At 68.0% G+C, this 14,570-nt stretch carries 15 protein-coding genes; 6 read left to right on the forward strand and 9 right to left on the reverse strand.

Features of this window, described 5'->3' with window-relative positions; all coding sequences use genetic code 11:
- Positions 1–25: 25 nt before the first annotated feature.
- Complete coding sequence (locus HPC46_RS14145) at positions 26–1,258, reverse strand: serine hydrolase domain-containing protein (RefSeq protein WP_179470804.1); 1,233 nt, start codon at positions 1,256–1,258, stop codon at positions 26–28.
- A gap of 86 nt (positions 1,259–1,344) precedes the next feature.
- Here HPC46_RS14145 and HPC46_RS14150 point away from each other — a divergent pair, with 86 nt between their 5' ends.
- Together HPC46_RS14150 and HPC46_RS14155 are read left to right on the forward strand one after the other, a co-directional pair.
- Positions 1,345–2,184 (forward strand): DUF3097 domain-containing protein, encoded by an 840-nt coding sequence (locus HPC46_RS14150; RefSeq protein ID WP_179470805.1) that lies wholly within the window; start codon positions 1,345–1,347, stop codon positions 2,182–2,184.
- Between the two features lie 154 nt (positions 2,185–2,338).
- Positions 2,339–3,550, forward strand: a complete 1,212-nt coding sequence (locus HPC46_RS14155) for an acyl-CoA dehydrogenase family protein (RefSeq protein WP_179470807.1) — start codon at positions 2,339–2,341, stop codon at positions 3,548–3,550.
- Here HPC46_RS14155 and HPC46_RS14160 read toward each other — a convergent pair whose 3' ends face one another.
- Genes HPC46_RS14160 through HPC46_RS14170 form a run of 3 tightly spaced genes read right to left on the reverse strand, consistent with a single transcriptional unit; the run spans position 3,551 to position 5,672 of the window.
- Positions 3,551–4,324 carry an SDR family NAD(P)-dependent oxidoreductase gene (locus HPC46_RS14160; protein WP_179470809.1) on the reverse strand — a complete coding sequence of 258 codons (774 nt, stop codon included), beginning with the start codon at positions 4,322–4,324 and terminating at the stop codon, positions 3,551–3,553. It abuts the gene before it with no gap.
- Positions 4,321–4,803 carry a nuclear transport factor 2 family protein gene (locus HPC46_RS14165; RefSeq protein WP_179470811.1) on the reverse strand — a complete coding sequence of 161 codons (483 nt, stop codon included), beginning with the start codon at positions 4,801–4,803 and terminating at the stop codon, positions 4,321–4,323. Before HPC46_RS14165 ends, HPC46_RS14160 begins: the two co-directional genes overlap by 4 nt.
- 14 nt (positions 4,804–4,817) lie before the next feature.
- Entirely contained in the window at positions 4,818–5,672 is an 855-nt protein-coding gene (locus HPC46_RS14170; RefSeq protein WP_179470813.1) for an LLM class F420-dependent oxidoreductase, read from the reverse strand.
- 105 nt (positions 5,673–5,777) lie between these two features.
- On the opposite strand from HPC46_RS14170, the gene HPC46_RS14175 reads away from it, so the two are divergent.
- On the forward strand, positions 5,778–6,503 hold the full coding sequence (locus tag HPC46_RS14175; RefSeq protein ID WP_179470815.1) for an IclR family transcriptional regulator: 726 nt from the start codon (positions 5,778–5,780) through the stop codon (positions 6,501–6,503).
- Here HPC46_RS14175 and HPC46_RS14180 read toward each other — a convergent pair.
- Together HPC46_RS14180 and HPC46_RS14185 are read right to left on the reverse strand one after the other, a co-directional pair.
- Positions 6,500–7,831, reverse strand: a complete 1,332-nt coding sequence (locus tag HPC46_RS14180; RefSeq protein ID WP_179470817.1) for an HNH endonuclease signature motif containing protein — start codon at positions 7,829–7,831, stop codon at positions 6,500–6,502. The genes HPC46_RS14175 and HPC46_RS14180 overlap by 4 nt on opposite strands.
- Before the next feature lie 583 nt (positions 7,832–8,414).
- On the reverse strand, positions 8,415–9,203 hold the full coding sequence (locus HPC46_RS14185; protein WP_179470819.1) for an SDR family NAD(P)-dependent oxidoreductase: 789 nt from the start codon (positions 9,201–9,203) through the stop codon (positions 8,415–8,417).
- Between the two features lie 97 nt (positions 9,204–9,300).
- Here HPC46_RS14185 and HPC46_RS14190 point away from each other — a divergent pair, with 97 nt between their 5' ends.
- A complete protein-coding gene (locus HPC46_RS14190; RefSeq protein WP_325096665.1) occupies positions 9,301–9,882 on the forward strand; it encodes a TetR/AcrR family transcriptional regulator in 582 nt (193 codons plus the stop codon).
- Here the strand turns inward: HPC46_RS14190 and HPC46_RS14195 are convergent.
- Entirely contained in the window at positions 9,859–10,743 is an 885-nt protein-coding gene (locus HPC46_RS14195; protein WP_179470821.1) for a DMT family transporter, read from the reverse strand. The genes HPC46_RS14190 and HPC46_RS14195 overlap by 24 nt on opposite strands.
- Before the next feature lie 35 nt (positions 10,744–10,778).
- Here HPC46_RS14195 and HPC46_RS14200 point away from each other — a divergent pair, with 35 nt between their 5' ends.
- Positions 10,779–12,119: a replication-associated recombination protein A gene (locus HPC46_RS14200; protein ID WP_179470823.1), complete on the forward strand. Its 1,341-nt coding sequence runs from the start codon at positions 10,779–10,781 to the stop codon at positions 12,117–12,119.
- Between the two features lie 25 nt (positions 12,120–12,144).
- Positions 12,145–13,236, forward strand: coding sequence for a methyltransferase (locus tag HPC46_RS14205; protein ID WP_179470825.1), 1,092 nt, complete (start codon positions 12,145–12,147; stop codon positions 13,234–13,236).
- Here the strand turns inward: HPC46_RS14205 and HPC46_RS14210 are convergent.
- Positions 13,208–13,864, reverse strand: a complete 657-nt coding sequence (locus HPC46_RS14210; protein ID WP_179470827.1) for a hypothetical protein — start codon at positions 13,862–13,864, stop codon at positions 13,208–13,210. The genes HPC46_RS14205 and HPC46_RS14210 overlap by 29 nt on opposite strands.
- Positions 13,865–13,926: 62 nt before the next feature.
- Positions 13,927–14,547, reverse strand: coding sequence for an antibiotic biosynthesis monooxygenase (locus HPC46_RS14215; protein ID WP_179470829.1), 621 nt, complete (start codon positions 14,545–14,547; stop codon positions 13,927–13,929).
- Positions 14,548–14,570 lie beyond the last annotated feature (23 nt).

A 14,570-nucleotide genomic window follows, 5' to 3' on the forward strand; every position in this document is an offset into this window, starting at 1 on the left:
CCCTTGCGCACTGCGCAGGTGGTTTCTAAGACTGCGGTCGCACCCCAAGCACGTCGCGGAACACCGCCTGGCGCAGCGCCAGCTCGCGCGGGTCGCTGTACAGGTGGAAGCCGAGTCGGTTCATGACGTAGGCGAAGCCCACCCCGGTGTCGGGATCGGCGAACCCGAACGAGCCGCCGAAACCTGGTGTCCCGAAGGCCTTGTCGGTGGACCCGAAATGCAGTTGCGGCAACGGTTTGGCAAAACCCAGGGAAAACACGGTATCGACGTTGAGCACCTTGTCGCGCAGACCCTTGCCGGGTGGGATCGGCGGCGCGGCGAGCGCGGCCAGGGTCGAGGCGGTGAGCCCGATCTCGGCACCGCCGGAGGCGGCACTGCCGTAAAGCCGGGCGACGGCCCGCGCGGTGCCGATGCCGTTGCTCGACGGCATCTCGACGACCCGCACCGCGTCGCGGTTGTAGTCCCCGGCGAACGGGTCGACGCCCTTCGGGATCGTGGTGCTTCGTGCCGCCAGCCCAACGGGATTGAGCGCCGCAGCCAGAAATCCAGCCGGCATCTCCTTGAGGTGAAGCAGTGTCTCGGCGCGTTTCCAGCTGTGCAGATGCGCGATCCTCGCGCGGCTGACATGGTCGGGCAACCCGATGTGCAGATCCAGACCCAGTGGCGCGGCGATCTCGTCGGCCAAGAAGCGGCCCACCGTGCGGCCGGCCGGGTCAGTGCGGCGAAGCAGCTCGGATTGATACCAGCCCAACGTGATTGCGTGATAGCCGTGCCGGGTGCCCGGCGGCCACGCCGGCGCCTGACGAGCCAGAATCGGCGCCAACCGATCTGGATCAGCGACGTCGGCCAAGGCCGGCGCCGGGGTGAGCGCGGACAGCCCGGCCTGGTGGGCCAGGAGTTGGCGGACGGTGACGTCTCCTTTACCGGCCTGGGCGAACTCTGGCCAGTAATCAGCGACCTTGGCGTCGTAGGACAGCAGGCCCTTCGACACCGCCACGGCGAACGTCAGCGCAGTGATGCCCTTCGTCGTGGAGAACATGTTGACCATGGTGTCGGCCTGCCACGGCGCTTTGCTCAGTCCGTTGCGGTAGCCGCCCCACAGATCCACGACCTTCACACCGTCCCGGTAGACGGCCACGGCGGCACCGATCTCCGCGCCGGAGGCCAGGTTCGCCCGGAACACGTCGGCGACCTTTCCGTACCCCTCGTCGACGTCGCCGCCCATCATGTCCGGCGGCACTGCGACTTTCAGCACCATGAAGACCCCGTCCTGTTGCCGGAAGGATATGTCGACGCGCCGCGCGGCAGGGCCGCATTCGGTGCGGCGGCCCCTACGATCGCCGGGTGGCTGATCGCTATGGCGCCGATGTACTGGCCGACAACCCGCACAATTCGCACAAGCCCCGATCGACGGAACTGGCCGCCGAAGCGGGCATGGTCGTCGAAGACCCGCAGTCGGGCTTCGTCGGCGCGGTCGTGCGGGTCGAGGGTTCCCGGGTGGAGCTGGAGGACCGCAAGGGAGGCCGGCGGGTGTTCCCGCTCGGCCCCGGATTCTGGTTCGAGGGCAAGCCGGTGATCCTGACCGCGCCGCGCCGGTCCGATCGCGCCGCCGTGCAACGCACCAAATCGGGTTCGGTGAAGGTGGCCGACGCGCGTGCGAAGGTTGCGCTGGCCAGCCGCATCTACGTCGAGGGACGCCACGACGCCGAACTCGTCGAACAGGTGTGGGGCGACGACCTTCGGGTCGAGGGTGTGGTCGTGGAATACCTCGGCGGCGTCGACGATCTGGCCGGCATCGTCGAATCGTTCCGGCCCGCCCCTGGGCGACGCCTCGGGGTGCTGGTCGATCACCTGGTGGCCGGGTCCAAGGAGGCCCGGATCGCCGAGGCGGTCCGCCGCGGGCCGGGCGGAGAGCACACGCTGGTGGTCGGCCATCCGTACGTCGACATCTGGCAGTCGGTCAAACCCGAGCGGGTGGGTCTGAAGGCGTGGCCGTCGGTGCCGCGCACTGTCGAATGGAAGCACGGGATTTGCGCTGCCCTGGGGTGGCCGCACCGCGATCAGGCGGATATCGCGCGGGCCTGGCAGCGCATCCGCTCGTCGGTTCGGGACTGGACCGACCTGGAGCCGGCGCTGATCGGGCGCGTCGAGGAGCTCATCGATTTCGTCACGCAGCCCGCCTGATCTGGACTTGCGCGTGTGACGCATGTCGCAGGCGGTATTCGCAGCTTTTCGGTGTACAGTCGTTCACCGTACGATGCTTACCGCCGACTGCAGTCTGGTCGTCGTCATCCGATGCCGGCCGACGCGGTACGACTTGATCCGGAGCTACACCGTCATGAGTTTCTCCCTCGAAGTGCCCGAAGAAGTCGCGACCGTCCGGGACTGGGTGCACCAGTTCGCCGCCGACGTCGTGCGACCCGCGGCTGCCGAGTGGGACGAGCGCGAGGAAACCCCCTGGCCGCTGATCCAGGAGGCCGCCAAGGTCGGTCTCTACACCCCAGAGCTCTTCGCCGAGATGTCCGCCGAGCCGTCGGGGATCGGCATGCTCACCGTGTTCGAAGAGATGTTCTGGGGCGACGCCGGTATCGGGCTGTCGATCCTGGGCACCGGGCTGGCCGCGGCGGCACTGGCCGGGGGCGGTACCCCCGAGCAGATCGGGCACTGGCTGCCTGAGATGTTCGGGACGCCCGGCGATCCCCATCTCGCGGCGTTCTGTTCCTCCGAGCCCGGCGCCGGTTCCGACGTCGGCTCGGTGCGTACCCGTGCCCGCTACGACGCGGCCAGCGACGAATGGGTGCTGAACGGCACCAAGACCTGGGCGACCAACGGCGGTATCGCCAACGTCCACATCGTGGTCGCCTCAGTCGATCCCGAACTCGGCACGCGCGGCCAGGCCACGTTCATCATTCCGCCGAACACGCCCGGCTTCTCCCAGGGCCAGAAATTCAAGAAGCACGGCATCCGCGCGTCGCACACCGCCGAGGTCGTGCTGGAGGACGTACGTCTGCCGGGCAATCTGATCCTGGGTGGGATGGAGCGCTTCGAGCAGCGGATGGCGAAGGCCCGCGAAGGCACGCGCACGTCCGCTCAGGCGGCGATGGCGACCTTCGAACGCACCCGCCCGGCGGTCGGCGCGATGGCGCTGGGCGTCGCCCGGGCCGCGTACGAGTACGCCCTCGAATATGCCTGTGAGCGTGAGCAATTCGGCCGCAAGATCGGTGACTTCCAGGCCATCGGTTTCAAGCTGGCTGACATGAAAAGCCGCATCGACGCCTCCCGTCTGCTGATCTGGCGGGCCGGCTGGATGCAGCGCAACAACAAGCCGTTCACCTCGGCCGAGGGCTCGATGGCCAAGCTGCACGCCAGCGAGACGGCGGTGTACGTCACCGACGAGGCGATCCAGATCCTCGGCGGCAACGGCTACACGCGCGACTACCCGGTCGAGCGGATGCACCGCGATGCCAAGATCTTCACGATCTTCGAGGGCACCAGCGAGATTCAGCGGCTGGTGATCGCCCGGCGGCTCACCGGCTTGCCGCTGCGTTAGTCAGTCGAGGTCGGGTGCCCACGCCACACCATTGATGTGGCTGCCGCCGTCGACGAAGAGCGTGTTGCCGGTGAGGTACCGCGAACCCTCGCCGGCCAGGAAGACCGCGACCGGGGCGATGTCCTCATAGGGGTCGCCCATCCGGCCCATCGGGTTGGCGGCATCGGCGATCGCCTCGATCTCGGGATGCTGAGCCGTGACCGCCAGGAACGCTTGACTTTTGGCTGCCGGACAGATGGCGTTGACGGTCACCCCGGTGGGTGCCCACTCCCGGGCCGCGGTGCGGGTGAGCGTGCGCAGCGCCTCCTTGGCCGAGTTGTACTCCAGTGATCCGATGTGGGCGTTGACGCCGTTGAGGCTGCACATGTTGATCACGCGGCCCCAGCCGCGCTCCTTCATGTGGCCGTACGCCGCGCGCATCGCCCAGAGCGGACCGTAGAACCCCACCGCGAAACCATGCGCCAGTTCGTCGTCGGTCTTGTTCTCCACCCGCCCGATCGCTCCGCCGCCCCAGGCGTTGTTCACCAGGACATCGATCGAGCCATATTCGGAAACTGCTGCAGCGACGGCATTTTCGACCTGGTCGCGGTTCGACACATCGGTCGCCACGAACAGTCCGCCGATCTCGTCGGCCACGGCGGCCCCGTTGGTGGGGTCGAATTCGGCCACCACCACCCGAGCGCCCTCGTCGGCGAACCTGTGCGCGATGCCGGCACCGATTCCCGCACCGGCACCGGTGACCAGGGCGACCTTGCCGTCCAGTGCGCCGCTCATCGGGTGCCCCCGAGTCCGGTGGCGATCAACTCGGTGGCCTGACCGCTGCCGTCGAGCTGACGGGCGGTGCGGCTGGCGATCTCCCAGCCGCTTTCGCCGCGCTGCAGGCGGATGAGATGCACACCGGCGCGGGCGACGTTGAAGCCGTGCGACTCTCGGCGCACCAGCAGCATGGACTGGCAGATCACGACGGCCTCGTCACCGTCGACGGTGACAGCTGGCGGGCCGAAGAAATGGCAGCAGCCCCGGTCGATCAGTCCGCGGTGTTCCTCCGAGCGCACCATGGCGGCGACGTCGGCGCGGCTGGACATCTTCCAGTCGCCGGTGTCGTAGCCGCCGTCGACGGCCCACAGTGCGGCGACGGCGTCGGGGTTGCCGGCGTCGACCAGCGGACCGTAGGAGGCGATGAGCCGAGCGATGTCCCGCTCGTCTTCCAGTGTCCGCAAGCGTCTTTCGAGGCTCTCCAAGGTGTCGCTCATGGGCGCTGTCCTCTCTACAGTTCGGTGGCCAGTTCGCGCAGCGCGGCGAGCTGCTCGCAGTAGTGGTCGACGGACTCGGCGGTCACCGAGCAGGTGATGGCGGTGGCGCCGGCGTCGTGTAAAGCGCTGAGACGCAGAGACGTTCGATCGGCATCGGCGAGCGGGTCGATCGAGTGACCGGTGGACAGGACCACCTCGAAGCCGGGCGGCGTGTCGATCCCGCTCAGCATTGCTTTGATCTCGGTGGCGGTCAGCCCGAACGGAATCCAGCCGTCGGCCAGGCGCGCCGCGCGACGCAGCGAGCGCAGGGTGTGCCCGCCGACCCAGATCGGCACCTTCGGTTGTACGGCGCAGGGCTCCACGGCCCACCCGTCGTATCGGTAATGGCTGCCGTGGTAGACGGGCCGGGTGGTGGACAGTGACGCCCGCAGCGCTCGGATGGCGTCGTCGGCGCGTTCACCGCGGCCATCGAAGTCTGCGCCGAGCAGCTCGAACTCCTCGGCCAGCGAGCCGACGCCAACGCCGAGCACCAGCCGGCCGTCGCTGAGCCGGTCGAGTGTGCCGAACCGCTTCGCGATCTCGAGCGGGTGGTGGTAGCCGAGCACGACCACCGACGTGGTCAACGAGATCCGGCTGGTGTGCGCGGCCAGGAACCCCAGCGTGGACAACGGATCCCAGTAGGTCAGGCCGCGCCGACCGCTTTCGTCGACCGGAACCGCGATGTGCTCGGCGCACGTGAGGTGATCGAAGCCCAGCTCGTCGGCGGTATGGGCAATGCGGGCCAGGTCGGCGACGCCGGCGTTGCGCTCCCACTCGCCGGACACCCCGGGTAGCTGCATCACCATCGGCGTCGACAGTCCGATCCGCACAGAGATGTTCTAACCGGCGCGCGGGGGGCCAAATGCTTGCGTCCCGGTGATCGGGACCGCTACGGTGCGGTAGAACGAATTCTCCTCAAGCGGACAGGAGTGCTGATGACCGCGGCTTTGAGTGACACGGCTCCCGCATCGATGCTGGACCGGTTCACGGCGATCATTGATGCCTTTGAGGACACGTCGGCGGGCCTCACGCTGGACCAGATCGCCGCGCGGGCACACCTGCCGCGCTCGACGACGCACCGCATCCTCGACCAGCTGGTGCGCCTGCAATGGCTGACTCACTCGGGCCGGGGTTACCGGCTGGGCGCGCGCACCTCGGCGTGGGGCGCGGGGGACAGCGCCGACGTGCGGTTGCGGTCGGTGGCGGCGCCGGTGCTGCATGAGATTCAGCTGCGGACCGGTGCGGTGGTGCACCTGGGCTTGCTGGATCGCGGCGAGATCGTTCACCTGGACAAGCTGGGCGGGCCGTCGGCACGCCAGGTGCCGACGTCGGTCGGCGTGCGCATCCCGGCGCACCGGGTGGCGCTCGGCGTCGCGGCGCTGGCGGGGCTGTCGCCGGAGGATGTGGTGGCCGAGCTGAACCATGTGCGGGGCTGGGAGCCCGACGCGGCGTGGTGGGGCGAGTTGCACAAGATGCGCCGGCGCGTGGTGGTGCGTCACGGGGACTACACCGGTCCGATGGTGTCGGTGGCGGCGACGATCGGATCGCGTGCGGCGATCGGCATCGTCACCTCAGACCGGGTGCTGGCACAGCGCTGTCAGCCGCTGGTCTCCGCGTCGGCGGCCCGGATCGCCCGGGCGCTGGCGGGCGCGAACAACTAAGCCACGCCGTCCTTGTTGCCCAGCAGTCGCTCGGGGTGGTGGAAGTCGTTGGTACCGGCGACCAGTGGCAGTTGCGGCGGTGGGATCCATTCGGTGTCGCCGTTGGCGAGTTTTCGGGTTTTCCAGCCTTGTTCGAGTAACCGGTGATCGGGTCGACACGCCAGGGTGAGCTTGTTGATGTTGGTCAGGCCGCCGTCTGCCCATTCGTCGACGTGGTGGACCTCGGTCAGGTATCCCGGTTTGTCGCACCCTGGGCGTGTGCAGCCACGTTCCTTACTGTGCAGCATGATTCGCTGGTCTGGCGACGCGATGCGTTTGGTGCGGCCCAGCCACAATGGCTGCCCGTCGACTCCGTCGAAGAGGGCGAGGTAGTGGTAGGCGTGGGTGGCCATCCGGATGACGTCCGGGATGGGCAGCAGCGTACCGCTGGCGGTCACGGCGTGGCCGGTCTTGTTCTGGATGTCCTGGAGAGTCGCGGACACGATGACGGTGACCGGTAAGCCGTTGTGCTGGCCGAGTTTCGGATCGCCGAGTTGTCCGCGGACCAGGGCTTTGAGTGCGTCGTGCTGACGCTGGCCGTGGCTGCGGAGGTCGCGGTCGGCGATCTCGTCTGTGGGTGTCGTGGTGGGGCTTTGGTCGGCGGGGTTGCACATGCCCGGGGCAGCGAATTTGGCGAACCAGGCGTCTAGCTCCGACCGTAGTTCGGGGTCGGCGATCAGTCGGCCCACACTCATGCCGTCGACCTGTTGGCCGCCGCACCAGACGAACCCGCGCTTGCGAGCCCGGTCTTCGTCGGAGAACCTCCCGTCGGGGTTGAGGTACAGGCACAGCTGGTGTGCGATCTTCTCCAGCTGGTCGGGCCGCAGTTTGACCGCATGCTCAGCCAGAGTGCGCTCGGCCTTCTCCAGCTCGGCCGGCGCGACGTGGTCAGGTAAGTCGCGGAAGAACTTCTGGATCACCCGCAGGTGTTCGGCATCGAGTTGTCCTGTGTTCCAGGCCTTCGACGTTTCCGGCAGCTGCGGCGGCAGCGGCTCTCCGGTCAACGCTCGGCGGGGTGCGAGTTGTTCGGCGTCACCGATCCGTCGCTTGGCCTCGCGTGGGCTGATCCGCAGGACATCACCCAGCGTGATCGGCACTGGTGGGCAGCCCTCGACCTGCTCCAGCCGAGCGATCAGCGCATAAGAGGCCGCGATCTGATGGCGCCGCGCGGTTTCCCACTCATCGAGCACCACAAATCGGTCAGCTGGGGATAGCTCATCGAGATCGATGGCGGCCAAGGATTCCAGGTATCGACCGAGCGCCTCCCGCATCACCTCGATCGAACTCATGCTTCGAACACTAGTGCGACCGACCGACAAAAACCGCTCTCACAACCATTCGTTGGATGGCGAGGATTTTGTGGACGAAAAGTCTTCGCCACGACGGCAGGGAAGCGTTCAGATTTTCACGAATGGTCAGTGAAGCGATGTTCATTGGCGGCCGATCTGGCGCTGCCAAGACCACTGTTGGGTACGAGGTGCATGCCAGGTTGAGTGCCGCGGCGGTGATGCATTGCCTTATCGATGGCGATTTTCCCGATATGGCCTGGCTATCGCCGAATGATCTATGTCAACACTGTGAGCGTGCTCCCCGACGTGATTGACCGGATGGCCGCTGCGATGGGTGATACCCCGAGGGTTGTGCCGGTCATGCTCACGTGCACCGACGCCACGGCGCGAGAACGTCTCACGCGGTGGGAGATCGGTTCGACTCTTGATCAACACCTCGCATCAAGTGTCGCGATGGGTGTCCGACTCGAAGCCGGTGTCGCGAGCGGGACACAACGCATCGCCACCGACGGTCGTGCTGTTCCCGACATCGCAGACGAGGTCATCGGGCTCACCGGCTGGCTGACCCCAGGGGCTTCGGTGTCTAGCTCAACCCCATCAGCTTCTGCATCATCCGGTGCGCCCCGGCGACCACTTTCGTCCGATCCGGATCATTGCGTCGCGCAACATCTTCGGCGTTCCCGCCGGCGATGAATACCGGCCCGTTGGGCAGCTGATCCAGTCCCTCGCGCGCGACGTCCGCCGGGTCGGCCACCCGCATCCCGGGAACGTCGAAGTTCAGGCCCACCCGCTCCATCGACGGCGTGCGCGTCACCCCGAGCACCAGCTCCAGCACATCGACGCCGTGGTCGCGCAACTCCAGCCACAGTCCCTCGGCGAAGATGCGGCCATAGGCTTTCACCCCGCCGTAGACCGTGTGACGCACCGATCCCAGATACCCCGACATCGACCCGACCAGCAGGATGCCGCCGCGCTTTCGTTCGCGCATCAGCCGGCCGTAATGCTGGGTGAGCGCCATCATCGTCGTGATGTTGAGGTCGATCACCCGCTGGAAGTCGGTAAGCTCGGCGTCCAGGAACTCCGCGCTGCACGTGTTCGCGCCGGCGTTGTAGATGAACAATCCGACCTCGAGCCCGTCGGTCGTCGCGGTCACTTCAGCGACCGCGGCAGGTGAGACGAGATCGGTTGCCACAGTGCGTACTTCGACTCCGAGCTGCCGGCACGCCGAGGCCGTGACCTCGAGCGGTTCCGGCTTTCGGGCCACCAGAACGAGATTGACGCCCGACTGGGCCAACAACCGCGCGAATTCAGCACCCACGCCTTCGGATCCACCGGCGATCAGCGCCCACGGACCGTACTTCGCATACGACACCCGTAGATCGTCACCCGTGCCGGACCAGGCGGCGGCGGGGGTCTCGCTGATCGGTACTGCTGCGCGGCGAGTAGGCCCATACCCGATACTGAGAGGCGTGCCGCGGATTTCAGAGCCCAGGGCGCCGGCCCGCCCGGCGACCGATGACCAGGAGAATCGCCGTGGCGCCATCCTGTCCGCCGCCGCGCGCCTCGGCTCGGCCAAGGAGATCGACCGGATCCAGGCGCAGGAGATCGCCGCCGACGCCGGGGTCGCGCTGCGCACTCTCTACCGCTATTACCCCTCCAAACACCATGTGTTCGCCGCGGTGCTCGACGAGCAGGTGTCCCGGTTCCGGCCGCCGCCGCCGAGCGGTGACGCGGCCGACGACATTGCCAACCTGATGGTCGCCGCCTGTCGAAACTTGTTGCGTCACAAGCATCTTGCCCACGCGATGATCACGTCCACCCAAATCGTCCGCGCGCAGGCCGATGCGCCCGACGACCCCACTCTGCGCGAGCTGATCCTGAAGATCGCCGGTGTCGACAACCCGACCGACGAACAACTGCGCCGATCCCGGCTGGTGCAGCAGGCCGCCTTCGGCATCCTGACGTGGACGGTCGGCGGCGCGCTGCGCCCCGAGGACGCACTGGCCGACGTCGACGTCGCCTGCCGATTACTCGTCGGCGACGTGTTCTGATTCGACCCCGCCTGGACCGACCCGGCTCGCCAGCACCGATCCGGTCAGGATCAGCACCAGCCCGGCGATGTGGAACCAGGTCAGCGGCTCGCTCAACAGCGCCACGCCGGCGATCAGTGCAACCGCCGGATTGACGTAGGTGAACAGCAGTGCGCGCGTGGCCCCGACCTCACGGATCAAGGCGAAGAACACCACGAACGCCAGCGCCGTACAAATCCCCGCCAGCGCCGCGATGGCGGCGTACGCGTGCGGGGTCAGCGCCTGGCGCGGCCAGGTGATGGCAGCGGGAGCGAGATACACCAGCGCCGCCAGCCCCAGGCAGGCCGACGTCAACGCCGGGCCGGGCACATCGGCCAGATAGCGCGCGGCGATCAGCGGTGCGATGGCATAACACGTCGCCGTCAGCAGCACCTCGATCACCGGCCAGGCCCCACCGGCGGACAGACCCGGCCCGGCCAGCACCGCGACCCCGGCCAGCCCGACGCCGAGACCGGACATCCGCAGCGGGCCGAGCCGCTCACCGCCGGTCAACCGGTCGAGCACCGCGGCGATGATCGGTGCGGCGGCGATCAGCAGCCCGGTCAGCGAGCTCGTCAGATGCCGCTCGGCGTCGGAGAGCAGCAGCCAGGCGGCGATCATCTCGAAGAACGCGAAACCCGCCACCGCTTTCCAGTGCCGGCGCAGCAGCATGCGGGCCTCGCGCGACAACGCCAGCGGCAGCAGCAGCAGCGCGCCGACCGCCGAGCGGGTGAACACCAGCACCGGCACCGACACCTCGTCGACCGCCACCTTGATCAACAGATACGGGATGCCCCAGATGACACTCATCGCGGCGAACAGGATCCAGCCGCGCGCAGTCACGACGACCACATTACGAACGTGGTAAGTCTGAGGGCGTGTCCGACAGCCTGTTCGACGTGCCCGGTGGCGACGACGGCCGGGCCGGTTCGGCTGCGCCGGCGTCGGCCCCGCTAGCGGTCCGGATGCGCCCGGCCAGCCTGGACGAAGTCGTCGGCCAGGAGAACCTGCTGCGGCAGGGCTCGCCGCTGCGCAGGCTCGTCGAGGGCTCGGGTGCGGCATCGGTCATCCTCTACGGGCCGCCCGGTACCGGCAAGACGACGCTCGCATCGCTGGTGTCCCAGGCCACCGGCCGCCGGTTCGAGGCGCTCTCGGCGCTGAGTGCCGGCGTCAAGGAAGTGCGCGCGGTCATCGACAACGCCCGGCGTGCGGCGGCCTACGGCGAGCAGACCGTGTTGTTCATCGACGAGGTGCACCGGTTCTCCAAGACCCAGCAGGACGCGCTGTTGGCCGCGGTGGAGAACCGCATCGTGCTGCTGGTGGCCGCCACCACCGAGAACCCGTCGTTCTCGGTGGTCGCGCCGCTGCTGTCCCGTTCGCTGATCCTGCAGCTGCAGCCGCTGACCGCCGACAACATCCGCACCGTCGTGCTACGTGCGATCGAGGACCCGCGCGGGCTTGGCGGTGCCGTGACCGTCGACGACGACGCCGTCGACCTGGTGGTACAGCTGTCCGCAGGTGACGCCCGCCGCGCGCTGACCGCGTTGGAGGTCGCGTCTGAAACAGCGGCGGCAGCCGGGCAATCCATCACCGTCGACACCGTCGAGCAGTCGCTGGACAAGGCGGCCGTGCGCTACGACCGCGACGGCGATCAGCACTACGACGTCATCAGCGCGTTCATCAAGTCGATCCGCGGGTCGGACGTCGACGCCGCACTGCACTATCTGGCCCGGATGCTGACCGCGGGGGAGGATCCCCGCTTCGTGGCCCGCCGGCTGATGATCCTGGCCAGCGAGGACATCGGGATGGCCGACCCGACTGCGCTGCTGACCGCGGTCGCCGCCGCCCAGACTGTGCAGCTGATCGGCATGCCCGAGGCGCAGCTGACGCTTGCGCACGCGACCGTCCACCTGGCCACCGCGCCGAAATCCAATGCCGTGACGACCGCGCTCGGTGCCGCGATGAACGACATCCGGGCGGGCAAGGCCGGTTTGGTCCCGGCCCATCTGCGCGACGGGCACTACGCGGGTGCGGCCAAACTGGGCAACGCCGTCGGCTACCGGTATCCGCACGACGACCCCGACGGTGTTGTGCCGCAACAGTATCCACCCGATGAGGTCACAGGCGTCGACTACTATCAGCCGACGAACCATGGCGCCGAGCGGGAGATCGCAAGCCGGCTGGACAAGCTGCGGGCGATCATCCGGCGCAAGCGCTGACATCACCTCGAGGGGAAACTGACCCATGCCAACGAAGCCCAAGGTCCCACCGGCACGAGTCGTGCGGGTCGTCGAGCGGGTCCGGTCCGAACTGTCGCGACTGAGTCGACGGATGGTTCCGCCACCGGCCGAAATGCTGGAACTGATGCTGGGAACGTGGGTGTCACAGGCTATCCAGGCCGCGGCCGCCCTGGGCATCGCCGACGCCCTGGCCGAGGGGCCGCTACCGGCAACCGAGCTCGCCAAGCGTGTCGATGCGAATTCCGACGCGGTGGACCGGCTGATGCGGGCACTGGTCAGCCGTGGCGTGTTCCGGCGGCACCGCGACGGCCGCTATGGGCTGAACGCGCTTGCCGACACGCTGCGCTCGGACTCGGAGACATCGATGCGCGCGGCGGGATTGTTCTACGGATCCCGCCAGCAGCGTGAGCACTGGACTCACCTGCTCGACGCGGTCAAGACCGGCAAGCCGGTCGTCGAGTCGTTGCGCGGGAAAGAGTTCTTCGAATACCTGGGTGACGACCCGGAGTTCGCGGGGTTGTTCAACGACGCGATGACGAGTATCTCGGAGATGGCGATGCAGCCCGTGGTGGCCGGGTACGACTTCAGCCGCTACCCGACGATCGTCGACGTGGGTGGCGGCCACGGCCGGCTGCTGGCGGCGATACTGGATTCCGCGCCTACGGCGCGCGGGGTTCTCTACGACATGCCGGATGTCGTCGCCGATGCGCCGAAGCTGCTCGCGGAGTTCGGGCTCAGCGAGCGGGTAACCGTGCAGGGCGGCTCGTTCTTCGAGAACGTGCCCGGCGGCGGCGACGCCTACGTGATGAAGAACATCATCCACGATTGGGCTGAGGAGCAGGCGCTTTCGATCCTGCGCAATGTGCGGGCGGCGATCAAACCTGGCGCCACGTTGCTGCTGCTCGAGTTCGTCATCCCGGATCACGACGGCGACTTCGTCGGCAAATGGGTCGACCTCGAGATGCTGGTGGTCGCCGGCGGCCGGGAACGCACCGCCGAGCAATACCGGGCGCTGCTGGCCAAGGCCGGCTTCCGGATGACCGGCGTGGTGCAGACCGCGGCCCCGATCAGTGTCGTGGAAGCGGTACCGGCGTAGGGCTGGCTTGCGCCCGGGTGCGCAGACCGCGCAGCATCCCGCGTTCCATCACGAAGTGCACGATGTCGAAGCTGGTGATCCCGACCGCGCCGCCGGTGCCGCGGGCCAGCAGCCGAGTCCGGCCCTGCTGCGGCCGCAGATAGAAGGCCCACGATCCAAAGGCCTTCTCGCCGCGCTGCACCCGCTCGTAGTCGTGGTCGGACATCAGCACCAGATGCGACTTGGGCACCACCTCGGCGACGAGCTGCCGGGCCCGCTGACCGTAGCGGCGGGCCAGCCAGACGGTGTCGCCGGCCTGGAGCTCCTGCCATTCCGGGTGAATGACATCGGCGTTGTGCATCCGTGCACCGACCATCCGCTCGAGGAAGTCGTAACTGTAGAAACCGCCGCGGTCCTCGCCGATCTGAGCCAGCCACGGCCATACCTGCTCGACCGGGGCGTCGATGGTGATTCCGCGGGTGGTGCGCGGCGCGCCCGGTTCCACCAACGCGTCGCCGGGCAGTTCGGCGGCGATCTCCTCGGCGGTGGCACCCCAGGTGTACAGCTTCGGTCGCACACCCCACCGATACACCCCGGCGATTCCCGCCGCCGCCATCCCGGCGGCCAGTGCCGGCCTCTGCTTGCCCATGCCCGAGACCGTAGTCCCGGTGCCGGCCACGGGGGAGAGACTTTGGTCCTTGTCCTTGTGTCTCAAGCCATTTCGGGCACCCGCAGGTGTGCGAGCGTCAATTCGAATTCACCGACGTCGAGCTGATCGGCGCCCAGATCGCGGAGCAGCGCGGTCCGCAATGACCGGGCCGCATCGCGGCTGCGCTCCATCGCGTCCTGGCTGTCGTAGGTCGTCGAGACCACCGCCCGGCCGGTGCCCCGATCGCTCATCAGGCTGCTACTGCAGAACCCGTCGAGCTGCTCGATCTCCGGCAGCACCGTCGTCTTGTAGAACTCGAGTGCCCGGTCGAACTGGTCGGGCCTGACCTTGAGCCAGGTGGCCCGTACGCAGGCACCGTCCGACGATCGGTGATCGCGGTGCAGCGCCGCGATCTGCCATTCGTCCACCGATGTGGTGGCGCTGAACGCCTTTGCCGCGCGGGCGCGCAGTGGGCGCACCTGGTCCGCGCTGGATTGCATGGCCGCCATGTCCTCCCAGGCCGTGGTGGCGATGCAGCGGCCCGACTCGCGGTCCGCCAGAAGTGACATGCCGACGCATCCGGTCATGCCCTGCAGCGTCGGCATCACCTCGTCACGGAACATGGCAATCCCGGCGTCGATGCACTCGGGGCGCGCGACAAACGTGGTAGAGCGTGCGTGCACGGTCCACCCCCTTCGACTCGGGG

This window comes from Mycolicibacterium vinylchloridicum (assembly GCF_013404075.1).
GTDB classification, from domain to species: Bacteria; Actinomycetota; Actinomycetes; order Mycobacteriales; family Mycobacteriaceae; genus Mycobacterium; species Mycobacterium vinylchloridicum.